Source organism: Chryseobacterium sp. Tr-659, from assembly GCF_011752975.1.
In the GTDB taxonomy this organism is placed as follows: domain Bacteria; phylum Bacteroidota; class Bacteroidia; order Flavobacteriales; family Weeksellaceae; genus Chryseobacterium.
The window spans coordinates 204549-231183 of the sequence record NZ_VWWP01000007.1; the positions used below are offsets into that span (position 1 = coordinate 204549).

Here is a 26635-nt window from a genome sequence, read left to right on the forward strand (position 1 = left end):
TCCAGCGTTTAAATTTATAAAAAAACTATTACATACAAAATTTTGACAAGATTTTTCTTGACTTATTTAAATTTATCTGCACTTATTAAACATACAATCATCAACTTATGATGTCACTAAGCTATGAAAAAATAAATAAAATAAATCATAAAAAAATAAAATAAAAACCTTGGGTCTTCTTAAAAGTATTAAAGGAATTTCAGAAGGAGAATTCTTGTGGTATTTCAAAAAATACTGAGAAAATATTTTTTATATTTAAAGAAAGTAAAGAAAATCATGAAGGATGTAAAAATAGCATTTAGAAAACCAATATTTCCAATTTCAGAAGCATTACAGCAGTATCTGGAAAAATATAACAGAACAACAAAGATCCATTTTCTGTATGAAGACCTGCTGAGGTTCAGCGACAGTGTGAATCTTCTGGATAAAGACGGCAAAGATACTTTGTGGCTTGGGGTGCTGTATTCGGAAAGTGAGTTTAAAGAAATAGAGGCTAATTTAAATAAAATTTACACCCTCCTTCATTCTGACGGAGATACTGCTACCTTACCTTATCTGAAAGTGGATACTATCGACTTTTGTACTTTTGGAAACTCTAAACCTTTTCGGGTTCGGGTGAGAAATATTCTGAATGATAATTATACTAATTTTTATATTAAGCAGGCAGATGCTTCCCGCATTTACGGACTGGAACTCGAAGATCTTCTTTCCCCTAACCGTATTAATTTTCTGATTTACAGAAACACTTTGATAGAAGAGCATATTTTAGGGATTCCCGGAGATGTTTTTATTCAGAAACATTTACCAAACTGTACGGAGCTGGAAAAGGCACAGATTTCCAAAGAATTTGTAAAATTCAATGAGCGCTGTCTTATCGGCCTTCTTGGTGACATGCGTTCTTATAATTATGTTGTAATTCCTATACATGATTTCGACCAGGTTATTTACAGAATTCGTCCCATCGATTTTGATCAGCAAACGTATGAAGGGAATCTGAAAGTTTATCTTCCGCAATATTTCAAAGAAAACAACCAGATGGTCAATATGGTGCTGGAAAAACTGAAACCCAGTTCCATAGAACAATACCGTAAGGAAGTACGCTCACAAATTGTAAAAAGGGTAACCAGCAGCAAAAACAGATTCGATGAGCTCATTGCGATTATGAAAAAAGACAACATCTCCCCGGAAGCCAATATTACGGAACTAAAAACGGCTTTACGAAAACTTACCTATGATGTCAATTTCAAGTATTGTAAAACCATGGGAGACATTATAGAAACCGGAATAAATTTTGTTCTCAAAAATTATAAGAAAGAATATTAAAAAGAAAATCCATCTCACTTAATTGAGACGGATTATTTCTTTTCTAACAATTTTTGGCAAAGATTACCAAATTTTTATTCTGTCCTGAGGAGCTTTATACATTTTGTCTCCCGGTTTGATATCAAATGCTTTGATAAATGAATCCTGGTTCACCAATGGACCGAATGCTCTGAACATCCCCGGAGAGTGCGGATCTGTTTTCACCTGATTAATCATATACTGATCGGTAGCCTTCGTTCTCCAAACGGTTGCCCAGCTCAGGAAAAATCGTTGATCCTGTGTAAATCCACTAATTTTTCCAGGGTTTCCTTTATCTTTTAAATACATTTGAAGGGCGTCATAAGCTACTGCAACACCTCCTAAGTCACCGATATTTTCACCACTTGTAAACTTACCGTTCACGAAGCTGCCTTTTACGGGTTCATACCCACTGTATTGTGCTGCCAGCTGTCCTACTTTTGCGTCAAAGTTTTTACGGTCAGCATCTGTCCACCAGTTGTTAAGGTTACCATCACCATCGAAGCGGGAACCGCTGTCATCAAATCCGTGAGAAATTTCGTGACCAATTACAGCACCAATTCCACCAAAGTTCACTGCAGCATCTGCCTTAGGATTATAGAAAGGCGGCTGAAGGATTGCAGCCGGGAATACGATCTCATTGTTTGACCCGCTGTAATAAGCATTCACAGTTTGTGGAGACATTCCCCACTCTGTTTTATCAACCGGTTTTCCTACTTTATCCAGGCTTCTCTGATATTGCCATGCAGATACATTCTGAAGATTGGAATATAATGTTGCTCCTTGTTTCGGAGATTCTACTTTTAATTGGCTATAATCCTTCCATTTGTCCGGATAAGCGATCTTCACCGTAAATTTAGAAAGTTTTTCCTGTGCTTTTACTTTGGTCTCAGGAGACATCCAGTCTATATTTGCGATATGTGTTTTGAATGATTTTAAAAGATAATCAATATATGTTTCCATCTGCTGCTTTGCTTCAGGAGTGAAATATTTGTCTACATATAATTTACCGAAGGCTTCTCCAAGAACACCATTCACTAAGGAAAGTCCTCTTTTATTCATCGGGCGCTGTTCTTTCTGGCCCTGTAAATATTTTGCATAGAAATCAAATCTGATCTGCTCCAGGCTATCATCCAGATTGCTTGCATTTCCGTTAATGATGTGGTATTTCAGATAGTCTTTCAATAAAGGAAGATTCTTCTGTGTGATAAACTGATCCATATTCTGGTAATACTTCAGCTCTCCGATGATCACTCTGTCTGTATTCACTCCGGCATCTTTCAGATATTTGGCAAGATCAACATTTTTAACGATCCCTGATAATTCTGAAACATTTTTAGGGTTGTATCTTAAATTAGCATCTCTGTTCTGTTCAAGAGTTAATAAATAATTCCCAAGCTGCTTTTCAAAATCCACAACATTCTGTGCTGCCTGAGCTGAGTTTTTATATCCTAAAACACCAAATAATTTTCCAACATAGGTCTGATATTCTGCCAGGGTTTTAGTATTGGCTTCGTTTACTTTCTGATAGTAATCTCTTCCTAAGCCAAGATCCGGACCTCCAAGATACACCGCATTCATTTTAGAATTCTTCATATCCGCACTTACTCTCCAGCCATAGAAAGAATTATCTCCTAATCTCGTAGCTTCGAGAAGGTATTTCTGAAGATCATTAAGGTTTTTAATGGCATCTACTTTTGCCAGATCAGCTTTGATGGGAGCTAATCCTTCGGCATTTCTCTTATTGGTATCCATAAAAGAAGCGTAAAGATTCTGGATCTTCTGCCCTTCGGAGCCGGCAGGATATGATTCTGTAAGGATTTTGTTCAATATATCTAATGAAGCATCATCCACATTTTCTCTCAAAGCATTGAAAGATCCCCAATTGGCTTTATCGGAAGGAATCGGAGTGGTTTTCACCCAATTTCCATTCACATAGCTAAAAAAGTCATCCTGCGGGCGAACACTTGTATCCATATACGATAAATTGATCCCCTCTTCTTTTACTTCCCCTTTTACCGGCTTTTCAATTTTTGCCATAGTTTCAGTTTTTGTCTCTGTTCCGGCAGTTTTTGCTGCTCCGCACGAATTGAGAAATACAATACCTGAAAGGGCAAGTATTCCAATATTTAGCTTTTTCATTAAGATGATTTTTGATTTTACACAAACTTATCAAATATACAAACTTTAATGATATGTAATGAATGGTAATTGATATATGGTGTGGGAAATTGAAAAATTCAATGTTGAAGTTACCTAGCTTCTATCATCTTTTATCTACTACCTAAAAAAACAAAACCGCTCATTGCTGAGCGGTTGTTATTGTTACCAGATTTTGATTCTGTCTTCCGGAGCTTTGTATAACTTGTCTCCTTTTTTCACGTCGAATGCTTTATAGAAAGCATCAACATTGATCAATGGACCAAAACTTCTGAAATATCCCGGAGAATGCGGGTCAGTTTTCACCTGGTTGATCATATATTTCTCGCTTGACAATGTTCTCCAAACTGTTGCCCAGCTTAGGAAGAATCTCTGATCCTGAGTGAATCCACTGATTTTCCCTGGATTTCCTTTATCTTTTAGATACATCTGAAGAGCATCATAAGCGATGTTTACCCCTCCTAAGTCAGCAATATTTTCACCGTTTGTGAACGTTCCGTTTACGAAAGTTCCTTTCACCGGCTCATATTTATCATACTGAGAAGCAAGTGCTTTGGTAGCTTTTTCGAAGTTTGCTTTATCCTCAGGTGTCCACCAGTCTACAAGGTTACCGTCTGCATCGAACTGTGCTCCTGAATCATCAAATCCGTGGCTCATTTCGTGACCGATAACTGCACCGATTCCTCCGAAGTTTACAGCTGCATCCGCTTTAGGATTAAAGAATGGCGGCTGAAGGATTGCGGCAGGGAATACGATCTCGTTATTTACAGGGTTATAGTATGCATTTACAGTTTGTGGAGTCATTCCCCATTCTGTTTTATCAACCGGCTTACCAATTTTAGCTAGGTCTTTGTTGTACTGCCACTCTCCAATGTTTTGAAGGTTTTTATATAACGTTCCTCCTTTAGCTTCAGGAACGATTTCCAATTTTGAATAATCTTTCCATTTATCAGGGTAAGCAACTTTTACAGTAAACTTGTTCAGTTTCTGCATTGCTTTTTCTTTAGTGGTAGCTGACATCCAGGCTAAGTTGTTGATATGAACGGCAAAGCTTTTCTTTAGATAGTCAATCAATTCCACCATCTGAGCTTTTGCTTCAGCAGGGAAATATTTCTCAACATATAATTTTCCGAAGGCTTCCCCTAAATTTCTATTGATCAGCTCAAATCCTCTTTTGTTCAATGCTCTTTGTTCCTGCTGGCCTCTTAAATATTTTCCGAAGAAAGCAAACTTCATATCTCCCAGTTTTTCACTCAGGTAAGAAGCGCTTCCGTTGATCATATGGAATTTCAGATAATCCTTGATTACAGGAAGATTCTGAGCGCTAACCAGTTTATCGAAGTTTTTATAGTATCCTAATTCTCCAATGATTACTCTATCCGTACTCACTCCTACTTTTTTAAGGTAGCCAGGAATATCAACACCTTTTACCAAAGCAGAAAGTTCCGGCATCGTCTGAGGGTTGTACTGAAGAGTATTATCACGGCTCTGCTCATTTGTAAGGTAAGTGTTCGCTATACTTTTTTCATAGTTCACAATACCTTTTGCTGCTTCATCAGCGTTTTTATAGCCTAACTCTTTTAGCATTGAAGCTACATATTTCTGGTACTCAGCAATAGCTTCCGTATTTTTATCGTTTACTTTCTGATAATAATCTCTTCCTAAACCAAGAGATGCTTCTCCTAAGTAAACAGCATTCATTTTAGAATCTTTTAAATCCGCATATACTCCCCATCCGTAGAAAGTGTTTTCACCTTCTTTGGTAACAGATGCCAGGTAACTCTGAAGATCAGCCATATTTTTAATAGCATCAATTTTATTCAGATTTTCCTGGATAGGTTTGATTCCGTCTGCATTTCTTTTCTGCATGTTCATATAAGAAGCATACAGATCCTGAATTTTCTTACCTTCACTTCCGTCAGCAAATTTGTCTTTCAAAAGAGAGTTCAGGATTGTCATGGAATTGTTATCCGTATCCTCAGCTAATTTATTGAAGCTTCCCCAAGTTGGCTTATCGGATGGAATTTTAGCTGTTTTCATCCAAGTACCACTTACGTAGTTATAAAAATCATCCTGTGGACGTACCGAAGTATCCATCAAGCTAAGGTCTAAGCCTTTATCTGTGTTATTCACTACTGTTTTAGTAGTTTTAGCTTGTGCGCTCATCGTATTCTGAGTGCAGATCCCTGCTATTAAAAACAAAGAAAGCGTTATTTTTTTCATTATGATAACAATTTTTAGAATATGTATAATTTATTTATTATTTGTTACGTTGACGTGAAACAAATTTAAACAAATAACATCATAGCATAATAATAATTTGTAAAAGATAGAAGCTGGGTGCCGGAAGCTGGAAGTTATGAAAATCATACAATAACTCCCAGCTTCATTCTTCCAGCTTCCTAACTCCTTAAGAAGTTACTATCTCTTTTACATTTCCTGTTCTTTTCAGGAATCCCCAAGACTGCATTTCGCCTTTCAATGCTTTTCTTAAACTTTTAAATAATACAATATACATCAGCCATCTATACCCGAATCTCTGCGGAATAATATACAGCAGATTGGTTAACTTCTCCCGCTGTATCACAAATGCTATTAAAGCCAGTGAAGCATCTACCAAAAGGAAGATCAGATAATAGAAGAATATTTTATCTCCGTTTCCGGAAAGAATTCCAAAGAACATGATTACATCCGCCAACGGTGAGAAAAACGGAATAATATATTGGAATAATAAAATATTCGGCATGGCCCAAAGTCCCAATCCTTTATATTTAGGGTTAAGGAATGTCTGTCTCTGTTTCCAGAACATCTGCATGATCCCGTAGGTCCATCGGAAACGCTGTTTTAAAAACTGTTTTACCGTTTCCGGGGCTTCTGTTACTGCCACAGCATTGTTTTCGTTTGCTACGGTATATCCTGCTTTTAATATTTTTACAGTAATATCACAATCTTCGGCCAGGGTATCGGAAGAATATCCTCCCGCCTCAATAATTACTGATCTTCTAAACGCTCCGATAGCACCCGGAATTACAGTAATTGCATTGATATGGGCATAAGCCAGCCTGTCAAAATTCTGACTTGTGGTATATTCTATAGCCTGCCATCGGGTAAGCCAGTTCACCGTGTTTCCTACTTTTACATTTCCTGCTACTGCGGCAATCTTTTCTTCAGGTTTTGAATTTAAAAATCTTGCAATCAGATATTTCACAGCATCTTGCTGTAATTTGGTGTCTGCATCAATACACACTACGTACTCTGCATCAGTATGAGAAATTCCGAAGTTTAAAGCCGTAGCTTTTCCACCATTCGATTTCGTAAAGATCTTAAGGTTTGGATGATCCGGGAATGCTTCTTTTGCCTTCTCATAAGTTGAATCTTTACTTCCGTCATCCACCATAATGATATTGAAATTCGGATAGGTTTGTTTCAATAAATTATTCAGGGAAGAAACAATATTCACTTCTTCATTATAAGCGGGCACAATGATGGAAACTTTCGGATAAGATGTAAGGCTTGGAAATTCTCCCAATATCTTCTCTTTTTTTCGTTCCTTAAATGCCCAATATGCCATCAGCAGCAGTCTGATCAGCCCTAATACAATAAAAATCGTAAATAATGCTACCAGAAAATGGCTGATTCCGTAAATTACCGTAGCCAAAATCAGGTTAAGCTGCATCACGTAATAAGATTTCGTCTTAGGAACTTCCGGCATCAGTTCACTTTTGCTTTTGTGCAGAATACTTGTAAGATTCGTAAAATGATATCCTTGTTTCTGAAGCGTTGGAATTAAGATTTTTAAAGCTTTTACTGTTTCTTCTCTTGTATCTCCACCCGCATCATGAAGAAGGATGATATTTCCTCTCTCCTGCTTAACTCCTGCCATTACACGTTTTACGATCTCATCAGCTTTTATACCTGGCTGCCAGTCTTCCGGATCTATATTTTCCCCAATGTCAAGGTAATTCTGCTGTCTTGCCAATGCCACCGGAATGATCTCTTCAGAGGTAGTAGGTTCCGAATCCGCATTATACGGAGCTCTGAACAGAATTGTACTATGCCCTGTTATACATTCAATTAGTAATCTGGTGAGTTTCAGTTCTAGTAAAGCCCTCTCCGGGCTTACTTTCGCTACATTTTCATGGGTAAACGTATGGTTACCTATTTCATGACCTTCGCGATAGATTCTTTTGACAAGCGGAAGATTCTTTTCTGCGTTTAAGCCTACCAGAAAGAATGCTGCCGGAACATGATATTTAGACAATACATCCAGTACCTGCGGAGTATAAGTTTCGTCAGGACCGTCATCAAAGGTCAGTACCAGTTCCTTTTGCGGAGCGCTTCCGTATTTTTTTACTTCGTAAGAACTGGGATAAGTAATATAATTCTCATCAGTAATAATTTTCTCCTTCGGATCTATTTCCAGGGCAATTTTACCGTCGTGAGGAGTATTCAGAACATCCAAAACTTCTCCATCTCCAATATAATCCACCATGGTTTGTCCTTTTACATTTTCCAGCGTTTTTAAATTCAGCTTGGAAAGACCGGCAAACGTAAGATCTTTATCATAGAAATTCCAGACTCTGCTGTCTTCACTTCCCAGTCTCCAAAGCGCAGTTCCGGCTAATGGATATTCCGATGAAAAACGCATGGTATTGAAAATAGAAGCAGCATCATTGAAGAATACCGTATGGGTAAGGTTTTTGGAATCTGTATAAGAGTAGTTTAAATTAAATGTATTGTCATTAAAGTCAATTACCGCTTTACTTGCACTTGCTTTTGTAATCGCCTGCATATAAGTAACGGAAGTATTGTCATCCTTGTTAGAGCTCCAGTCATATCCATAAGCACCCAGCCCCAGAATAATTTTGTGCGGACCCGTTTGTTTTACAATTTTACCTGTCTGTTCCTCTATCCATTTTTGAGAAGAAACCGGGCCGGCATCACTTCCTGCGGAATATTCGTCATAAGCCATCAGAACAAAATAATCTACATAAGGATCCAGTCTCGGGATATTGTAATCATCATTATCCGTCATAATATCCATAGTAACCAGCAATTGATTCTTTTTGAAGGTCTCTGAGAGCTCTTTCATAAAAGCAATGAGATTTTCATCAGAATTCAGATTCATGTCTTCAAAGTCAATATTAATTCCTTTGAAATGATATTTTTTGCATTGCTGGGTAATTTTTTGGATCAGATGTGTTCTTTTCTGTGGATCATTAAGAACTTTAACAAGTCCTTCAGAACGGAATTCTCTGTCAGAGTTATTACTCAGCATCGGCATAGCTGCCACACCGGTTCTTTTGATCACTTTATACCCTTCAGGGTCTACATTGGTTTTCAGATCTCCTGTTTTAGGATCCAGGAAAAACCATTCCGGGAAAACAAGATTCACGTGTCTGATATTTCGTTTCAGAGACATCAACGACTGAGGGTCCCAGGCTACATAAAATGCAGATCGGATACCGCCGGGAAATTGTGCCCAGTTGCGGTTCTGATTTTTATATCTTTCTGCTCTTGCCTTTTCAATTTTGTCAAGGCTGGTATGAATGGTTTTCTCGGAAATAAAGTTTCGGAACCCTTTATATTCTTTTGAGATTTTATTCTCCTGAAGATAAGGTTTATTAGCGGTAATTACGGCTTTATAATCTTCCTTAAAAGGAATTTTAGGACTTCTGTCCAGTTTCATCATCAGCCCCAAAGCAAGCAGCAGCAGTATTCCTACAAAGATAAAAATACGGCTTCCCCATTGTACTTTTTTCCAGCGTTTCTTACTGTTGGTCTGAAAAATCTGTTTGGAATTTTCCACGATTTTAAAATTTTAATGAATGGTTTTCAAAAAGTGTGAAAAACTATATTAAAATTAATTAAAAAAAAATTAAAAAGAAAAACCTATACTCAGTTGTTCATAAGGAGGCTCACAAGATCCTGAATCACCTTCTGGGAAACGAAATCCATGAAATCTACTCTTTCCAGATGCGGCATATATAATTTGGATGTTACTTCCTTGTCATGAATCCTTATTGTGTAGAAAACCGTTCCTATGTCTTTACCATCCTCTCCTTTTCCGGGGCCTGCAACACCGGTTGTTGAAAGAGATATATCAGTTCCAAATAATTCCTGGCATCCTTTGGCCATTTCCTGTGCTACCTCTTCACTTACCACTGTAAACCGGTTTACAGTTTCCTGGGAAACATTTAAAATCCGGACCTTCTTTTCTGTGGCATAGGCTATCATTCCGCCAAGAAAATATTTCGAACTTCCGGAAACTGAAGTGATCATTTTCGCCAGTTCACCTCCGGTACAGCTTTCAGCTGTGGAAATAGTCAATTTTCTATCAGTAAGCATTTCTGCCAGTATATTTTCGATCTTATCCTCAGATACCGCAATTACATGGCCTTCCACCAAAGGCAGAAGTTTCTGGATCTCATCTTCCGTTTGTTGTTTCAGTGCATCTTCATTGTCGCCGGATGCCGTAAGCCTGAGTTTTACACGGGTTCCGATCGGCAGGTAAGATAATGCAAGGTTTCCCGGAAGAGCAAGTTCCCAATCTTCTATTTTATCTGCAAGGATACTTTCGGGAATTCCTACTACGGAAACAATTCTGGTATGGATATAATTCAGCTTGAATCTTTTTTGCAAGTAGGGAATAATCTGATCTTTGATCAATGGTTTTACTTCATAAGGAACTCCGGGCAGACTATAACATAATTTCCCATCCATTTCCATCATCATGCAAGGTGCTGTTCCGTAGTGATTTTGGAAAACGATGGATTTAGCAGGTACAAAAGCCTGTTCTTTATTCCTTTCCAGAATATCCAGACGGCCCCTTCTCTCCATGTATGCTTTCAGATGATTGAAAGTAACCTCATCCAAAGCAATTTCGTCATCGAAAAACTCTGCAAGCGCTTTTTTCGTCTTGTCATCACGGGTTGGACCGAGACCTCCTGTTGTAATTACAAGGTCTCCCAATTCAAAAGCAGCACTCAATGTATTTTTGATGGTTTCAATTTCGTCTGAAATAGTGAAAATCTGAGAAACTTTAATGCCTATATTTTTCAGTTCGGTAGCAATAAAATTAGAATTGGTATCTACGGTATTTCCTGAAAGGATTTCATCACCAATCGTAATCAGAACAGCTTTTTCCATATTATAATCTCTTGAAAAAAATTCTCTGCAAATGACGGAAAAATCTACGGCTGCGGCAATATAAATTGATTTTTTCTATTTTTGACAGAATTTATTTAAAACTACAATACAATTATGTCTAAATATGATGATGCTTCATGGCATTATGGCGGAGATTTTCCAGAAGGACTTCCCCAGAAAAACGGAGCTACCCACACAGGAATGTTCCTGAACTGGTGCATCCATAACAATCTGGTTTCTGATGAACTGAAGGAAGATGCAGCAGAAGAAATAGAAAAACTAAAACGAAGAGAAATCACCGGAGCAGAATTTATTCTTGAAACCTGCGATGGGAAATTTTCTGAATACGATCTGAGTGAGCTGGGAAATCTTTTTGCAAAGGATTACTACGCCGATGACACTAATTTTGGAAATAGATACAGTTCGTTTGCCGATGATTATGTTAATCTTTTTGATTCTAAAGCAGAAGAAAATGACTATGAATATGAAACTTTTTATCACATTGAAGATACTTATGAAAACTATGATCTTATGAAACAGGTTATTGATCATCGTTTTGAGGAGTGGAAAGAATATATTAAGAGTTAAATTGCGAAAAGGCAAAAGGGCGAAAAGGGAGATCAGTATATTGTCTTATACTCAGTTCGTTCTTTCGCAATTTTGCTCTTTTGCCTTCTCGGCTCTCCTATTTATTGATTATGTTTCACCCAAATAAGTTCATTCGTATCGTAGCCTATCTTTTTTGCTTTTTCCAAAAAACGCTGTCTGATGCTTTCTGGAATAGCAGTGGTTCTTGAGAGAATCCATAGATATTTCAGGCTGCTTCCCGCTACCAGAGCATACTGATAGTCTTCATCAATATCTATGACGTTATATCCCGCCCAAATGGGTTTAAAAAACGAAACCTTTAACCTGGCTTCCGTAGTATCTTTTACAAATTTGGCTTCACCAATGGACTCGTTCCAGACCTTTTTAAGATAATCGTAGCCTTTATTTCTGACCTGAACCGTCCCATCCGGATTTTCAGAATATTCAGCAGTCACATTATCCATATTTTTTTCGAACCTGTAATCTAAACGGGCAATTTCATACCATCTTCCCAGATATTTCTTAAGATCAAAATTCTTTACTGCAGCAGCTCCTTTGGGAATTCTTACAGACCATGAATTGAAAACGAGGAGCCCCAGAGCCCCCAATGAAACGGGAAGTATAATTTTGTGAATAGTTTTCATAGCATGTATATTTGTGTGGTTCTTATAAAACGTCAAAAATAATGCCTTTGGGCTGTTAAGGAACAATAAATTCTAAGAGAAGACCTTCAGGAAATTATCTTTAAAACTACCCGAAACTTCAATTTCAGTATCATCAGAAAGCATCACAGTTCCACTTTTATGGTAAGATTTCACAAAAGCTGTATTGATAATATGTGAACGGTGAACTCTCACAAAAGGACTTTCTAACAAATCATCAAAATACTTCAGAAACCTGCATACCATTTTCTTGGAACCATCCGTAAGGTAAACCTGCGTAAAATTTCCATCCGCCTGAAGCCTTACAATATCTTCAGTTTTCACTACATCAAACCCTTGTAAAGTGGGAAGGATAAGCTGTTGTTTTTCGGGTTTCAGTTTTAAATTTTCAAGAAGGATTTTATTTCTATTGAGTTCTTCTTTTTTCTCAAGGCTTTCAGCTACTTTGTTTACGGCAAGAATCAGCTCCTGGATATCAATAGGTTTTAAAATATAATAGCTGGCAGATTTATTCAATGCCTGTAATGAGTACTGTGAAAAAGCAGTGATAAAGATGGTTTCATAGGAAAGATCTTTAGTGGCCTCCAATACATCGAAGGCATTCCCGAAAGGCATTTCTACATCCAGAAAGACCAGCTGCGGCTTTTTTTCAGTAATCAACGGAACAGCTTCTTTAATATTTTCTGCTTCTCCGAGAATTTCCACCTGCGGACAATATTTTGTGAGATAGCTTCTTAAAACTTCTCTTGCGATGATTTCATCGTCTACAATTACGGCCTTTATTTTCATTGAAGTCAGATATTAGATAGCAAATCGCAGTTTGCAGATGCAAATTATGAATATTTACCCAGCTATACAATCTTAGACTTTCCTCAAAGCCGGATCATATCTTTTTCCATTTCCATGCGTATAGGACGATCAATATGGTGATAATACATTCCAGAACAGCAAAAAATGTATAAAATAAATACCAGTTTGAAAAGGATGAGATGCCAATGAATAACATAATCAGCGTAAAAAATATTCCAAAAATAATATTAAGCATTCTGTTGATAACAGGTTTTAAAATTAAAGATAAAAAGACCATGACCGCAGGAATTCCCAGTACAATAGCAGCAGTCAATAGTTTGGCAGGAGAATCCAGGAGGTGATTTCCTTCTGAAAGTCCACGTGTTTTTCCCGGAGTATACAGCTCAAAATAATCACCGTACAGATAGCATAGAGTAACCGAAGTCCAGAGCCCGGCGAGTATTATTTTTATATTGACCGGAATATTCTCAAATTTTACAGATTGCTTCATCTTAATTTTTTATTTTTAAAGGTTGGTTCTTTTACTTCTTACTCCGAAAATGAGCATCCAGAGCCCTATTCCGATCTCTCCTAGGGTTGCCGGCAATGTAATATAACTGGAAATTGTATAATCTGAGAAATGTGGAATTAACGTTCTTCCGAAAACATTCAGAAGATATCCAAAACAGCCCAGCATTAGGAAAACTCCTAAAATTTTAGGTAGAAAATCTGATTTATAAACCAGATATCCGAAAGGGAAAAGCCAGAGTCCCCAAAAAATCTGTGCTATCAGAATTCCTTTATTATAATTGCTCAACAAAAACATTACCTGAGCCTGTAACTGTACAGGATTAAAGACTTTTGAATATTCAGCATCTTCAATAATACCAAGCACAGAAAACTTATTTTGCAGGTTGATAAAGGAAACAGGAATGCTTATAAGGGCAAGAATAACCATTAATTGAGCATAAGTTCCGTTTACATTTCTGAGGAGTTGATATAAAGCCAAAGGAAGCAAAGTAAAGGCGATATAACAGACTATACTGACAGCAATGCTTCCTCTGAACAATTGTACAGAGGAAGAAATATTTTGGAATGTCAGTTGCGGATTCTCCCGGACGATCAGTTGAGAAGGAACATACATCAAGCTGAAAAATCCGGTTAGTATAACAACGAGATAAAGAAATCCCGCCAATCTGGCTGTTTTAGTGTTACTAGTCATTTTGGGTTAAGCTTTTATCTTCTAAGACAACAACTTTTTCAAAATGGTTACAATATCTTCAAATGGTAAGTAACAAATAAGAGATGAGGGAACCTTAACTTGTAGTATTCAGGGCTTTTCTGTAGTGAATTTTCTATTCAATAAATATATTTTTATTAATTTAGACATTCATTAAAAATGATAACCAAACGAAATAGCATGAAAACAAAATTTCTAATTCTTATCTGTATAAGTGTGTTCGGCTTTTCTTTTTCACAGATAAAAATATCAAAAAGAGAAGATCTCAGCAGAATCAATAAAAACTGGGTACTTACCAAAACGAAATCCGGAACCTATGGGATTTCTGATAAAAATGGAAAAGTTGTTGTACAGCCTGTGTATTCAAAAATTAACACATTCGGGGAATATTCTGATGATTTGGCTCTGGTAAAAAATATATCGGGGGCTTATGGTTTTATCAACAGTTCCGGAAGTGAAATTATACCATGTAATTATGAACTGGAATATATTAAAACCCATTTTTCTTCTCTGCATAAAAAATATATCAGGTAATAAGGATATTCATCTCTCAACTGAGTTTTGACTATGTTAAATTAATTTTCAGGGTAACCAAAACTCCGTTATTATCTTCTTTATCTTTTACAGAGCATGTAATGTTTTTGTGATACAGATCATTCAGCAATTGAATTCTTTCCAGTGTATTTTTCATACCTCTTCCCTCTCTTGTTTTCTGGTGCTGGGTTTTCTGTTTTTTGCTTTCTTCAATTCCTATTCCGTTGTCTTCAATAATAATTTTCAGGTCCTGTCCGCTTTTTTCAAAGTTCAATTTTAAAAAACCTTTTTCTGTTCTGTAGCGGAGCCCATGCCAGATTGCATTTTCCAGAAACGGCTGAATGAGCATTCCCGGAATCTGCAGATGCTGCATATTTAAATCGTCATCAACCTCAATCTCATAATCGAATTTATCTGTAAAACGTGTTTTTTCCAGGGCCAGGTAATTCTGCAGAAGATCAAGCTCCTGCTGGAAAGGGATAAAGTCTTCTGTAGAGTTTTCCATCACTCCGCGCATCAGCTTGGAAAATTTCGTCAGGTATTGATTGGCCTCCAGCTCATTGTTGGTAGCAATAAAATGATTGACACTATTTAGGCTATTGAAGATAAAATGTGGATTCATCTCTCTTCGAAGCGACTGTAATGCGATTTTTTTATTTTTCGCCTGAACTTTTTTTAGTGTTCTGAAAATAAAAATAATCAGCCCGGTAAGCAGAATTAATACTCCGATTAAGCTATAATTAAAGACATTTTTCTTGCGGATAAGTTCATCTTTCAGTTCTTTTTCTTTTTCCAGTTGCGAGATCCTCTGTTCGGTATCTTCCAGAATTTTATTGTCTACCAGACTTCTGTCTTTGGAAACGAGGTCCGGTAATTTTCCCAAAAAGTCTCTGTACAGCTTCACGGAAGCATCCACGTTTCCTGAAATCGCATACAGGCTGTCCAGTTTTTTTACACTTTTCTGGGCTTCCAGTGTATGCCCTTTATCTAAGGCTATTCCATAGGCATTTTTCAGCAAATCCACCGCTTCATTCGGATCATTCTTTTTAATGTAAATATCCGCCAGTTCCTGAATCTGATTGACTTTTTCCTGAGAGTTTTCTTTCACAAAATCTTCTTTCAGTACTTTCTTTTTTGCTTCAATAGCTTTATCAAAGTTTTTATTTTCAACATAAAGATCGGCAAGCTTCTGATTAATTGCTAATGCTTGTTGTGGTGCTTCTCTTTTTGAAATTTTATAGGCAGTATTCAGATTTTCTTCTGCTTTATACATATCTTTTTGCTGCATATTGACATCTGCCAGCTGGCTGTAACTTTCCGCCAGGTCGGTCTTTTCTACTTCTTTACTGCTGATATTGATATTATTCTGAATTGCTTCAGCCTTAAGCTCCGGTGTGGAAGAAGAAAGCCTTGCCACATCATTGGAATTCACCGCCTTGCTTTTTTCGCTGTAAGACACCTGTGCCGCCATGTTGTAATTACTGATGGCCGGATTTATTTTATTTTGTTTTTCCTGAGACTGGGCCAGTCTTCGGGTTGCCTTCTCAATATTGGGTTTATCATTGAGCTTTTCATAAAGCTTTTTGGCTTTGGTGTAGTATTCTTCGCTTTTAGGGAAATTTCCTCCATTGAAAAAGGTCTCACCAATATTATAGTAAGAATCAGCTTGTGCGGATTCATTTTTAGAATCAATTGCTTTTCTCAGTTTCCTTGTTTCTACCTGAACTTCTTCAACAGCAGCGCTGGTATTCGTAGTCTGGGAATACATTGTATTTCCCAGGAACACCAGTAAAAAGATGGTAAAAAGTTTAAGCATTTTCATAAAGCAAAGATATACATATATATAGTGCATTCAAAAACTATTCACCAAGCGAAATTACCCATTCACCAAGTTTACTCTCTGAAGCTGTGATCTTAAATTTGAGTTCAAGGAATACCTCAGGTTGAGGTTAATCATCATTTCAATAACTTAAATACTCCTGATCATTCAATTATATCTTTTCTAAAGTAAATATCCATTTTTTAAGGCTCACCAAGTGAAAGCTCCATTTCACCAAGTCTCCCGGTTTTCGGTTATTAATCAGCGTAATTTTACTCCAGAATTTAAAATTTAAAAACAGGAAATTATGAAATTGAAACATTTTTTATTAATCGGAATTTTAACTTTAGGAAGCTTTGTAAACGCTCAGGAAGTAAAGAAAAATGCCATTGAAGTTACCGGCGTTGCCGAAATGGAAGTAGAACCGGATGAAATTATCTTCAGTATCGGAATAAAAGCAGACAATAAAAATGATCTTGCGGATAATGAAAAGAAGCTGTTTGAAATACTAAAAGCTGCAGGTGTAAAGAATGAAGATATCAAGTTCAAATCCATGTACCAGAATATGTATTCCAAAACAGCTAAGTTTTCTAAGAATTATCAGTTTAAAGCCGGTGCAAAATCAAGTCTTAGTAAAATTTTTGAGGATTTGAATCAAAAATGGGTAAGCAGCCTGAACATTGCAGAGGTAAAGAATACTAAAATTGCAGATTTCAGAAAAGCAGTGAAGATCAACGCATTGAAAGCAGCTAAAGAAAAAGCTGATTACCTGCTGGAAAGTATGGGTAAAAAAGTCGGAAATCCTATCGAAATTGTAGAAATAGAAGATTATACCAGCGATATGATTATGCCGGCAGCTTATAAAGGAAGAGCAAGTAATATTCAATTGGAAATGGCAGATGCTCCGGTAGATTATTCTTTTGATAATATTGAAAATATGAAACTGAAATACAGTATCAAAACGAGATACGAAATCCTTTAAACAACAGATTTAAGAGACAGTCCGCAAGGGCTGTTTTTTTATAATAAACCTGTAGATTCTAAGGATAACCTTGAATGCAGACTTCGGCTACACTCGGCCTGACAGCAGTTGAAAAAACAACTTTTCATGTTAAAAATTTCACATTAGGCTTATTTCAAATCTCTTTTCAATCTGTAATCGTCTTGGCTACTCTTCCACCAAGTGAAAGCCGTACTTCACCAAGTCTCCGGATTTTCGGTCTTAAATAGGGATAATTTTACTTCAGAAATTCAAAATAATAAACGATGAAACACTATTTTTTAATACTCTTTATATTTTCGGCAGCCTTTACCAAAGCTCAGGAAATCAAAAAAGAAATTGAAGTAAAGCAGGCCACTGTATTTCTTCAGGGTGCGAAGGTCTTCGGAAGTACCAGTGTAAGTCTTCAGAAAGGGCGAAACATGATAAGAATTGTAAATCTTCCAAATAATCTGGATGAAAATACATATAAAATTAATCTTGAAAAAAATACGACCCTGCTTTCCATCACTCCTCAAAGCAATTTTCTGAAAAGTGATGAGCTGTCTGACGGTGAAAAGAAACTGAATGACGAAAAAAAGAAACTTCAGAGACAGGTTAATCTTTTGAATATTCAGATTAAAAATTTAACCGGTGAACAGAATATCATCAATGATAATCTAAAAGTTTCCACCAATGATAAATCTACTCCTCAGGAACAGCTTATCAAACTTACGGAATTCTATAGAAAAAGAATGCTGGAAATTGATAATCAGGTATTTCTTCTCAATGAACAGAAAACAGTGCTGGATGAAAGCATCGTGAAACTCAACAACCAGTCTGCGGAAGAACAAACTCATAAAAATAACAATCGTAAAGAACTTCTGCTTGAAATTCTGGCAGATAATGAAACCAGCCTGAATCTTGGGGTAAGTTATATTGTTTCCGATGCCGGATGGATCCCTTCTTATGACTTGCGTGCCCAATCTGTAAAGAAACCTCTTGAAATGGTATATAAAGGGAAAATATATCAGAAAACCGGACAAGATTGGAAAAATATAAAATTGTTTGTATCTACATACAGACCATCATATAACCAGGACAGACCTATTCTCTCTCCGCTTTATGTTGCTGAATATACTCCTTATAATTCTCAGGCGGAGATTGCCGATTATAAATTTAAAAAAGAAACAGCAGCAGTAAATGCCTATCAAATGAGAGAAGTTGAAGCGGTAAAACCAAGTCAGATTCCGGTTGCTTCCGTTTCCGACAGCCAGATGAATGTGATCTATGAACTGAATTACAATCAGACTATTGTAAGCCAGGAAAAGGAGCAATATGTTATCCTGGATAAGAAACAAATTGATGCCACTTACAAGTATCATACGGTTCCTAAACTTAATAATCAGGTATTCCTGATGGCTTTTATTAAAAACTGGCAGAACCTCAATCTTATTAACGGAGAAGCCCATATTTATTTTGAAGATAATTATATAGGAAAAACGAATATCACAAACAATTATGTGAAAGATGAATTTCCGGTCTCGCTTGGTGCAGATGAAAGAATTGCTGTGAAGAGAATCAAACTTGAAGATAAAGCATCACAGAAATCAATGAATTCTAATAAATGGGAAACAGAATCTTATCAGATCAGCATCAGAAATAATACGAAAGAAAATATTGAGCTGGAAGTTCTGGATCAGCTTCCGATCAGTGAAAATTCTAAGATCACGGTAAAAACAACAGATCTTGGCGGCGGAAATTACGATGAAAAAACGGGAAGTATCCTTTGGAATAAAAATATAAGTTCGGGAGGTTCGGAAAAAATAGTCTTCTCATATGAAGTGAAATACCCTAAAGAAATGAAGATCCAGTATTACAGCAGATAACCTATAAAAAATAATGATATGACTCCTTTTAAAATTTTAGCGCTTACAGCGGGTATAGCTTTTTTAAGTGCCGGAAGCTATAAAGAAAATAATGCTGACAATAATTTACCGGTACAAAATGTATCATTGGCTCCGGTAAGTTCACTCACAAAAGATAGTAAAATCCAGGTGGCCCTTTTACTGGATACTTCCAATAGTATGGACGGGCTGATTGATCAGGCCAAATCCAGATTGTGGAATATAGTAAATACCCTGACCACCCTTAAATACAACGGGCAGGCTCCTCAGATTGAAATTGCTCTGTATGAATATGGCAATGACGGAATCCGTGATGAAAATTATATCCGCCAGGTTACTCCTCTCACGCAGGATCTTGATCTTGTTTCGGAAAAACTATTCGCCCTCAGAACCAATGGTGGCAGTGAATATTGCGGCGCTGTGATCCGCGATGCATCTGCCAACCTGAACTGGGACGGCAATGAGAAAAGCATGAAACTGATTTATATTGCAGGAAATGAACCGTTTGATCAGGGAAAAATAAATTATAAAGAGACCGTTTCAAAAGCAAAGGATAAAAATATTTATACCAATACCATCTTTTGTGGAAGCCGGGAAGAAGGAATCCAGACTTTCTGGCAAAACGGAGCATTATTAGGAGGTGGAAAATATTTCAATATTGATAGTAACAGAAAAGTAATTTATATTGAAACTCCATACGACATCAGAATTTCAGAATGCAATGCAAAGCTGAACGACACTTACATTTATTATGGAAATCACGGCTCGGAATACAGGATTAAGCAGATAACACAGGATAAAAATGCTGAAGCTCAATCGGCATCTAACCTGGTGGAAAGAGCTGTTGCCAAATCTAAAAAGAATGCTTACAAAAATGACCACTGGGATCTGGTGGACAAAGCTGAAAAGGATGCCGGATTTATTGCCAATGTAAAAGAAAGTGAACTTCCTGCCGAGTTGAAGGGAAAAAGCAAGGCAGAAATTCAAAAAATGGTGTCTGTAAAATCTGTTGCCCGGGAAAAAATTCAGAAAGAAATTGAAGAACTTTCTAAAAAACGTCAGACCTATATTGATGGTGAAATGAAAAAACGTGGGACTAGTGATTCTGATGATCTGGGAAAAGCAATCGAAAGGTCTATTCTCGAATTGGCCAAGAAAAATGGATATAGTTTGTAATGGTAAGCGGGTTAAAACCCGCTTTTTTTGAACCACCCCGTCAAAAATTCTTTGAATTTTCGCCACCCTAAAGAGGAGGTGAATTGATTGCTTCCGATTGAGGTATTTATCCGTAGTATCAATTTATTTTTTTATGGTTTACTGAGATTCGTATGGAATGACACAATTGGAGTTGTTGTCTGTTCATACAACTTATCATTTCGTAGAAATCAAAACAATATTAATTATAGTTTAAAAATTGATTTCTTTTAACCCTTTATCAGCAGAATCTGAGCTTAAGATTAATTATCTCCCAAACTTAAAATACCTTGACAGCGGATGTTTTTTGTTCTTCATAAATAATGAGGTCATTTCCATTCCTGTTACGGAAAAGGTGATTCCATTTCCTCCAAAACCTAATACAAAATAAGAGTTCCTGAATTTTTTATGTTCTCCAATATATGGCAAACCATCTTTTGTTTCCCCGAATGTTCCTGCCCATGCAAAGTCAGGGTAAAAGTGATCATCCGGTTTTATTTTTTGTAAAGCTTTTATGATTTGTTTTTCCTTCTTATCTAATATTGAATCCCGCTTTTCGGCATCATAAAAGTCTTCATCTCCGCCACCTATCAAAAGCCTTCCATCATCAGTAGTCCGCATATAGAGATACGGGTCGTCCGTATTCCAGACCAGTGTATTACTGATATTTTTCAACTTGTCTTTATCAATTTCAGAAACAATAGCATAGGTACTTTTCAGATTAACAAAGTTTTCTTTCAGCAGATTTTTGCTTTCATATCCGATGCAGAAAATAATCTTTTTTGTTTTAATCTTAAACCCGCTACCCGTTGTCACCAGATTAAAACCTTTATGATATTCTACGTTCACCATTTCGGTTTTATCAAATATTTTCAATCCTTTTTTTTCATTACGAATAAAGAGTTCATGAGCAAATTGAAAAGCATCAATACTGGCTCCTTGTGTTGAAAGAATACCGCCAAACGTATTTTCGAATCCAAATTTTTCTAAAACTTGTTGCGCATCCAGCCATTTCACTTCAAATCCGACAGATTTTCTGGTCTCATATTCTTTTTTCAGCCATTCAACATCTTTCTTTTTTGAAGCAAAATATAGGGATTCTTTACGTTTGAAGCCCACTTTGGATTTGGTAAGCATTGTAAGCTTTTCTATCAAATCAATGGCATCACTACAGGCTTTATAACTTAGAACGGCTCCTTTCTCACCTATTTTTTTTGTTAGCTCATACAAGGGAATATCTATTTCATATTGAAGCATGGAAGTGGTAGCTGATGTGCTTCCGTTGCAGAGTTCCCGTTTATCAATAAGAACCGTATCATAGCCGTCTTCTATCATCTGATGGGCAATGAGACTTCCTGTAATTCCGCCTCCTACAATAAGTACATCACATTCTTCATTTGATTTCAGGGACGGGTAAGATGCCATCAATCCGTTTTTTAAAAGCCAGAAAGGTTCATTCGATTTGAGATCCATATTGATATTTTACATTAAAAACAACAACATTTATACCTTTTTTAACAATTTCTCGCCAAATTATGGTGTAATTATTGTTGTTCCTTTAAACTCAACCACCAAAAAATATTCATTATGATAACAATTATTCCAGAAGCCCCGGAGAATGTTGCGGCATTCAATGCAACGGGAGAAGTGACTAAAGAGGATTTTGAAAAACTGGTAATTCCGCGTGTAAAAGAGAAGGTAGATCAATTCGGTGAGCTGAATTACTTATTGTATTTGGATACCGATCTGGATAATTTTACCATGGGAGCGTGGCTTGAAGATGCGCTTTTAGGTTTAAAAAACCTCGCGAAATGGAATCGTACAGCGATTGTTACAGACGAAGCAGGTATACGGAACTTCACAAGTATTTTTAGTGTTCTGATGCCGGGAGAGTTTAAAGCTTTCCCTAAAGAAAACCTATACAATGCCCTCTACTGGTGTAAAAACGGCGATGAAGTAGAGGCATAGACCTATTTATTTAATATGAAAATCGGCTGCATCTTCAGATGCAGCCGATTTTTATTTTCTAAAGATCATACGCTCGTTTACGTAAAAACTGCCAGATCGTGGGTTTATCATTTTGATGTATTATTTATCGCATGGAACACATTCTGCAGCAGTCTCCTCTTCATTTGCTGTTTTCGATCCGTACAGATACATATATCTTATACTTACCACCAGCCCAATAAAAGTCATCCCGACTCCTACCAATGATGGATAATTGTAGGGTAATTTATATTCTAAAGGAATTCCTCCAAGAAAAGCACCCATAGCATTGGCAATATTAAACCCTGCCTGCATAAAGGCTGCCGCCATCATTTCACTCTTTGGGGCTGCCTTCATCATCATAATATTGATGGGAGATGCAATAGACATGGATAAAGCACCGCACATAAACGTCAGTACAAGGGCTGTGTTTTGATATTCTGCAAAGAAAAACACTCCCGTCAGCGAAATCATCATCAGGAAAATCAGAAGTGCACATGTTTTTTCCGGCCCCAATTTATCTGAAATAATACCTCCTGCCAGATTTCCTACCACCATTCCCGCTCCGGCCAATACCATCACATAAGCCATCTGGCTGCTCTTGATTCCGGCAACAACCGTCATTAAAGGTGTAATATAACTTAACCATGTGAAAAGGCCTCCAAAACCAATCGCAGTAATGGTAAGCACCAGCCAGGATTGTTTATTTTTAAGGAATTTCAATTCTTCCAGGAAGTGAGTATCCTGATTGGATTCCATTGAGGGAAGCCATAGTTTTAAAAATAATATGGCAAAAAGACCAATCACCGCAACAATGGCAAAGTACAACCTCCAATGGAAGGTATGTCCGATATAAGTAACCAGAGGAACCATTGCCAGATTGGCTACAGTAAGCCCTGTAAACATCATTGAAATATAAAATGCCTCCTTTCCTTTTCCGGCCATTCTGGAGGCCACTACTGTTCCTACACCGAAGAATGCTCCGTGAGGAAGCCCGGACAGAAATCTTATTACCAGCATGCTATTATAGCCCGGAGCAATAGCGGAAAGCCCGTTAAACAGGGTAAATAGAATCATAAAAGCCATCAGAACTTTTTTAGGCGGGAACTTTACAGAGTAACCAATCAGAATTGGCGCTCCGATTACAACTCCCATCGCATAAGCAGAAATTAAATGCCCGGCTTGCGGAATCGTGATCTGTAATGTCTTGGCAATATCCGGCAATAGTCCCATTACGGTAAATTCCGTAGTTCCTATTCCCAAACCGCCGATGGCCAGTGGTATTATTCTTTTATCAATCTTCATTGTTACTAAATCTTTTTTCTGAATTATTCTTCTTCAAATTACAAATGATGGTTTCATTATCATTTTGAAAGTGCAAAAATCGAAAGAAAGTTTGAATTTCACTTCTCTTTGAATGATAAAAATTTGCTCCATATTAACCTTTTTATTTAATTTTAAATCCACAAATAATCAAATCAGAACAAAATGAAAATCCAGAAAGAAATTATTGAATTTGAAAAGGGAAAATCATTCAAATTATTTGCTCCTTCCCTAAAGAACTGTTTTTTCTGGCATTATCATCCTGAGATTGAGTTGGTTTATGTGGAGGCAGTAAATGGGATCCGGCATGTGGGAAAAGATATTTCCGGCTTTACAGATAGTGATTTACTACTGATTGGTTCCAATGTTCCTCATCTTAATTTCGATTATGGTATTCAGACCGAATGTAAACAACTCGTATTGCAGATGCGGGAAAACTTCCTGCAGGATATCATTCTTCCGATCCCTGAGTTTGAGAATATCAAAAATCTTTTAGAACGATCTTATCTCGGGTTATCTTTTTCCGGAGAAACAAAAAAAACGGTTGTTGAAAAACTCCAAATCATTAAAGGTCAAAATTCTTTCCTGTCCCTCATGGGGCTGATTGAAATTTTGCAGATCCTCGCCAATTCATCTGAAGTAAAAGAGCTTAATAAGGAAGATACCAGAATCAAGTGGTTCTTAAATGATAAGATCAGAATGGGAACTATCTATGACTATATTCATGAAAATTATGATAAAAAGCCCAACGTCAATGAAATTGCAAAAATTGTCAGCCTGAGCACGCCAGCCTTCTGCCGGTATTTTAAAAAGCAAACGAATATGACCTTTACAGACTTTGTGAATAACTACCGCATCAATCAGGCTAAAATATTTCTGCTAAAGGATTATTCTGTAACTGAAGTTTGTTTCCAGGTAGGTTTTGAAAGTCTTTCTTATTTCAATAAACTGTTTAAACAGCATACTGGTGAAACGCCCTCTGAATTCAAGAAAAAACATTTTAAGGCTATTGAAGTGAACGGGCGGATTGCCGGAATAACGAGGGAATCTGCTTGTAATAAGTAGTGTTATTTTATAATTTACTTTGATTCTCCAATTTTCCAGGTTTTGATTGAAACCAATGTGAATTGATTCATATTTTCTCTAATCCCCGAAGAAAATGTAGAAATATTCAAAACCAGATTCTATCAAAGCGATTTGGGGAAGATATATCAATCGTTACCTTGAGTTGATATAGTCCGATTACCTAGATTAAAAGAACAAATCAATACCAAGGAAATAAAAACCGAGCAATCTTCTTAAAAATCGCTCGGTTCTTTATCTTTTTAAGCTTAGAACATCTTTACTTGTCTATATTTACGAATGTGTCTATAATAAAAAGGAGACCTTAATGGTCTCCCTTTCTGTATATCTAAAAAATTCATTATTCATAAGCTCCCTCCAAGAGCTTACTTCCTATTGAGTTCTAATACTAATATTTCATATAATTCGAGCTATAACTATCACTTTACTTAATTAACCACATCGTTTCATTGATATCGTCACCGCTTGGATACTGCTTATTAATCGCATTGGTAAGATTAGTATTGTTATTATTAATTTCAGACGAAGGATACATCCATCTTTTAGGAATTTTACCGTTATTCAGAATCCCTTGTCCATTTGTATTAAATTTAGGGAAACCTGTTCTCCTTTGATCATAAAATATCCGCCAACCGGTATTGAAAAATAAAGCCGTATGTTTTTGATCCATAATCTGCTCTATCTCTTTTCCAGGCTGAAGATTAATGGCCGACTGAGCAAGGTAATTATTGGCATCAGCCGTGCTAATCTTATAGAAATTCATAGAAGCATTGATGGCTTTTAAATAATAAGCATTAGCACTCCCACCGATCCAACCGCGTACAGCTGCTTCTGCCAAAATAAACTGCAATTCTGCATAGCCCATCAGCAATGTCGGTTCATTGATAGGGTCATTAAAATATCTGGGATTAATTCTGGATGCCAATCCATTGGAGGCTTTTGTAGAATTCTCGCCCAAATCACCACTTCCATATAATCCATCATAATAACTAAATGGATCTGATGGATCGGTTCCCACGGTGCTGGTTTTCTTTTCAGCCATTTTAAACAATCTTGGATCTTTAGTCGTTCTCAGCTTATCAACGAAACTCTGCTCCATATAATAGGCTGTTTTAAGATCATTGCTATTAAAATAAGGATAACGATTGTTCACCAGATTATAGAAAGATAAAGCACCGTTATCTTCTCCGGTTTCCATAATGGGGTTTTGAGCAGGATTATTAACGATATCTGCAAAAACCTGTTTTACATTGAGTTCCGGATCATCTGTTCTTTTGGACAGGTCCATTAAAATCCTCAAGCGGTAAGAATTAATCAATTTTCTCCACTTCAAAACAGATCCGTTATAAATGAGGTCTCCCACAATAGAAGTATTGAGATTTGAAAGCTCTGTATTAGCCAATGCCAATTCACTAAGCACACTTTTATAAATGCTTTTCTGGTCATCATATTTCGGATAGAAATTATCTGCTTTTATGGCTTCACTATAAGGAATATCTCCAAATGTTTCAGATAATGAGATAAAATAATAAGACTTAAAAAAGCGAGCTAATGCAATATATTCTTTACCGCCTTTTTTAATGGCTTCCTCTATCATTTTCTGTACCTGCTTGATATTATCATAGGCGCCAAAAGATCCTCTTTGCCAATTGTAATACTGCTGAGCATTAACGCCATTGATATACGTCAGCTGTCTTGATGCTAAAGCCGCTTCAGCTTTGATTGTACTAAAAGCATTCACCTCAATTCCCGGAAGAATATTGCCTGCATCTACACTTTTGGGACGGTTGGGATCATCCTGATAATCTTCGACCCTGCTGCAGCTTACTAAGCTTAATCCAACCATGAATAGGGATATATATTTTTGAGTTAATTTCATTT

Annotated in this window: 20 protein-coding genes; 8 read left to right on the forward strand and 12 right to left on the reverse strand. The window is 36.7% G+C overall.

Annotated elements, in window-relative coordinates; all coding sequences use genetic code 11:
* Positions 1–276 precede the first annotated feature (276 nt).
* Positions 277–1323, forward strand: coding sequence for a hypothetical protein (locus F3J23_RS15825; protein WP_167031117.1), 1047 nt, complete (start codon positions 277–279; stop codon positions 1321–1323).
* Positions 1324–1386: 63 nt separating this feature from the next.
* Here F3J23_RS15825 and F3J23_RS15830 read toward each other — a convergent pair whose 3' ends face one another.
* The 4 genes from F3J23_RS15830 to F3J23_RS15845 all read right to left on the reverse strand — a co-directional run bounded on the left by F3J23_RS15830 (position 1387) and on the right by F3J23_RS15845 (position 10650).
* Positions 1387–3483 (reverse strand): M13 family metallopeptidase, encoded by a 2097-nt coding sequence (locus tag F3J23_RS15830; RefSeq protein ID WP_167031121.1) that lies wholly within the window; start codon positions 3481–3483, stop codon positions 1387–1389.
* Between the two features lie 183 nt (positions 3484–3666).
* Positions 3667–5724 (reverse strand): M13 family metallopeptidase, encoded by a 2058-nt coding sequence (locus F3J23_RS15835; protein ID WP_167031124.1) that lies wholly within the window; start codon positions 5722–5724, stop codon positions 3667–3669.
* A 187-nt stretch (positions 5725–5911) separates the two neighbouring features.
* Entirely contained in the window at positions 5912–9310 is a 3399-nt protein-coding gene (locus F3J23_RS15840) for a polysaccharide deacetylase family protein (RefSeq protein ID WP_167031127.1), read from the reverse strand.
* Between the two features lie 89 nt (positions 9311–9399).
* Positions 9400–10650, reverse strand: coding sequence for a CinA family nicotinamide mononucleotide deamidase-related protein (locus F3J23_RS15845; RefSeq protein WP_167031130.1), 1251 nt, complete (start codon positions 10648–10650; stop codon positions 9400–9402).
* Positions 10651–10764: 114 nt separating this feature from the next.
* Between F3J23_RS15845 and F3J23_RS15850 the strand changes: the two genes are divergently transcribed.
* Complete coding sequence (locus F3J23_RS15850; RefSeq protein WP_167031133.1) at positions 10765–11238, forward strand: hypothetical protein; 474 nt, start codon at positions 10765–10767, stop codon at positions 11236–11238.
* A gap of 101 nt (positions 11239–11339) precedes the next feature.
* Here F3J23_RS15850 and F3J23_RS15855 read toward each other — a convergent pair whose 3' ends face one another.
* From F3J23_RS15855 to F3J23_RS15870, 4 genes are all read right to left on the reverse strand, one after another.
* Positions 11340–11882, reverse strand: coding sequence for a lipocalin family protein (locus F3J23_RS15855; RefSeq protein WP_167031136.1), 543 nt, complete (start codon positions 11880–11882; stop codon positions 11340–11342).
* Between the two features lie 72 nt (positions 11883–11954).
* Positions 11955–12689: a LytR/AlgR family response regulator transcription factor gene (locus F3J23_RS15860; protein WP_167031139.1), complete on the reverse strand. Its 735-nt coding sequence runs from the start codon at positions 12687–12689 to the stop codon at positions 11955–11957.
* Between the two features lie 94 nt (positions 12690–12783).
* Positions 12784–13200, reverse strand: coding sequence for a DUF6326 family protein (locus F3J23_RS15865; protein WP_167031142.1), 417 nt, complete (start codon positions 13198–13200; stop codon positions 12784–12786).
* Positions 13201–13215: 15 nt separating this feature from the next.
* The gene (locus F3J23_RS15870; protein WP_167031145.1) at positions 13216–13911 is read right to left on the reverse strand and encodes a DUF4386 domain-containing protein; all 696 of its coding nucleotides are present in this window, start codon (positions 13909–13911) and stop codon (positions 13216–13218) included.
* 198 nt (positions 13912–14109) lie between these two features.
* Between F3J23_RS15870 and F3J23_RS15875 the strand changes: the two genes are divergently transcribed.
* Entirely contained in the window at positions 14110–14463 is a 354-nt protein-coding gene (locus F3J23_RS15875; protein WP_185156467.1) for a WG repeat-containing protein, read from the forward strand.
* A gap of 31 nt (positions 14464–14494) precedes the next feature.
* On the opposite strand, the gene F3J23_RS15880 is transcribed toward F3J23_RS15875, so the two are convergent.
* Positions 14495–16285: a histidine kinase gene (locus F3J23_RS15880; RefSeq protein ID WP_167031151.1), complete on the reverse strand. Its 1791-nt coding sequence runs from the start codon at positions 16283–16285 to the stop codon at positions 14495–14497.
* A gap of 304 nt (positions 16286–16589) precedes the next feature.
* Between F3J23_RS15880 and F3J23_RS15885 the strand changes: the two genes are divergently transcribed.
* The 3 genes from F3J23_RS15885 to F3J23_RS15895 all read left to right on the forward strand — a co-directional run bounded on the left by F3J23_RS15885 (position 16590) and on the right by F3J23_RS15895 (position 20344).
* Positions 16590–17264 (forward strand): SIMPL domain-containing protein, encoded by a 675-nt coding sequence (locus F3J23_RS15885; RefSeq protein ID WP_167031154.1) that lies wholly within the window; start codon positions 16590–16592, stop codon positions 17262–17264.
* 284 nt (positions 17265–17548) lie between these two features.
* A complete protein-coding gene (locus F3J23_RS15890; RefSeq protein WP_167031157.1) occupies positions 17549–19150 on the forward strand; it encodes a DUF4139 domain-containing protein in 1602 nt (533 codons plus the stop codon).
* Between the two features lie 18 nt (positions 19151–19168).
* Complete coding sequence (locus tag F3J23_RS15895; RefSeq protein WP_167031160.1) at positions 19169–20344, forward strand: vWA domain-containing protein; 1176 nt, start codon at positions 19169–19171, stop codon at positions 20342–20344.
* A 285-nt stretch (positions 20345–20629) separates the two neighbouring features.
* On the opposite strand, the gene F3J23_RS15900 is transcribed toward F3J23_RS15895, so the two are convergent.
* The gene (locus F3J23_RS15900) at positions 20630–21835 is read right to left on the reverse strand and encodes an NAD(P)/FAD-dependent oxidoreductase (RefSeq protein WP_167031163.1); all 1206 of its coding nucleotides are present in this window, start codon (positions 21833–21835) and stop codon (positions 20630–20632) included.
* A gap of 114 nt (positions 21836–21949) precedes the next feature.
* Here F3J23_RS15900 and F3J23_RS15905 point away from each other — a divergent pair, with 114 nt between their 5' ends.
* The gene (locus tag F3J23_RS15905; protein WP_167031165.1) at positions 21950–22330 is read left to right on the forward strand and encodes an STAS/SEC14 domain-containing protein; all 381 of its coding nucleotides are present in this window, start codon (positions 21950–21952) and stop codon (positions 22328–22330) included.
* A 120-nt stretch (positions 22331–22450) separates the two neighbouring features.
* Here the strand turns inward: F3J23_RS15905 and F3J23_RS15910 are convergent, their stop codons facing one another.
* Entirely contained in the window at positions 22451–23653 is a 1203-nt protein-coding gene (locus F3J23_RS15910; protein ID WP_167031168.1) for an MFS transporter, read from the reverse strand.
* Positions 23654–23836: 183 nt separating this feature from the next.
* Here F3J23_RS15910 and F3J23_RS15915 point away from each other — a divergent pair, with 183 nt between their 5' ends.
* Positions 23837–24736 carry an AraC family transcriptional regulator gene (locus F3J23_RS15915; protein WP_167031171.1) on the forward strand — a complete coding sequence of 300 codons (900 nt, stop codon included), beginning with the start codon at positions 23837–23839 and terminating at the stop codon, positions 24734–24736.
* A 442-nt stretch (positions 24737–25178) separates the two neighbouring features.
* Here F3J23_RS15915 and F3J23_RS15920 read toward each other — a convergent pair whose 3' ends face one another.
* On the reverse strand, positions 25179–26633 hold the full coding sequence (locus F3J23_RS15920) for a SusD/RagB family nutrient-binding outer membrane lipoprotein (RefSeq protein ID WP_167031174.1): 1455 nt from the start codon (positions 26631–26633) through the stop codon (positions 25179–25181).
* Positions 26634–26635: the final 2 nt, after the last annotated feature.

Bases quoted from the DNA above. Each gene is read 5' to 3' on its own strand.
- F3J23_RS15845 (WP_167031130.1), bottom strand. From the start codon at position 10,650: ATGGAAAAAGCTGTTCTGATTACGATTGGTGATGAAATCCTTTCAGGA.
- F3J23_RS15880 (WP_167031151.1), bottom strand. From the start codon at position 16,285: ATGAAAATGCTTAAACTTTTTACCATCTTTTTACTGGTGTTCCTGGGA.
- F3J23_RS15910 (WP_167031168.1), bottom strand. From the start codon at position 23,653: ATGAAGATTGATAAAAGAATAATACCACTGGCCATCGGCGGTTTGGGA.
- F3J23_RS15870 (WP_167031145.1), bottom strand. From the start codon at position 13,911: ATGACTAGTAACACTAAAACAGCCAGATTGGCGGGATTTCTTTATCTC.
- F3J23_RS15875 (WP_185156467.1), top strand. From the start codon at position 14,110: ATGAAAACAAAATTTCTAATTCTTATCTGTATAAGTGTGTTCGGCTTT.
- F3J23_RS15830 (WP_167031121.1), bottom strand. From the start codon at position 3,483: ATGAAAAAGCTAAATATTGGAATACTTGCCCTTTCAGGTATTGTATTT.
- F3J23_RS15885 (WP_167031154.1), top strand. From the start codon at position 16,590: ATGAAATTGAAACATTTTTTATTAATCGGAATTTTAACTTTAGGAAGC.
- F3J23_RS15900 (WP_167031163.1), bottom strand. From the start codon at position 21,835: ATGGATCTCAAATCGAATGAACCTTTCTGGCTTTTAAAAAACGGATTG.
- F3J23_RS15825 (WP_167031117.1), top strand. From the start codon at position 277: ATGAAGGATGTAAAAATAGCATTTAGAAAACCAATATTTCCAATTTCA.
- F3J23_RS15895 (WP_167031160.1), top strand. From the start codon at position 19,169: ATGACTCCTTTTAAAATTTTAGCGCTTACAGCGGGTATAGCTTTTTTA.
- F3J23_RS15835 (WP_167031124.1), bottom strand. From the start codon at position 5,724: ATGAAAAAAATAACGCTTTCTTTGTTTTTAATAGCAGGGATCTGCACT.
- F3J23_RS15920 (WP_167031174.1), bottom strand. From the start codon at position 26,633: ATGAAATTAACTCAAAAATATATATCCCTATTCATGGTTGGATTAAGC.
- F3J23_RS15855 (WP_167031136.1), bottom strand. From the start codon at position 11,882: ATGAAAACTATTCACAAAATTATACTTCCCGTTTCATTGGGGGCTCTG.
- F3J23_RS15890 (WP_167031157.1), top strand. From the start codon at position 17,549: ATGAAACACTATTTTTTAATACTCTTTATATTTTCGGCAGCCTTTACC.
- F3J23_RS15860 (WP_167031139.1), bottom strand. From the start codon at position 12,689: ATGAAAATAAAGGCCGTAATTGTAGACGATGAAATCATCGCAAGAGAA.
- F3J23_RS15915 (WP_167031171.1), top strand. From the start codon at position 23,837: ATGAAAATCCAGAAAGAAATTATTGAATTTGAAAAGGGAAAATCATTC.
- F3J23_RS15905 (WP_167031165.1), top strand. From the start codon at position 21,950: ATGATAACAATTATTCCAGAAGCCCCGGAGAATGTTGCGGCATTCAAT.
- F3J23_RS15850 (WP_167031133.1), top strand. From the start codon at position 10,765: ATGTCTAAATATGATGATGCTTCATGGCATTATGGCGGAGATTTTCCA.
- F3J23_RS15865 (WP_167031142.1), bottom strand. From the start codon at position 13,200: ATGAAGCAATCTGTAAAATTTGAGAATATTCCGGTCAATATAAAAATA.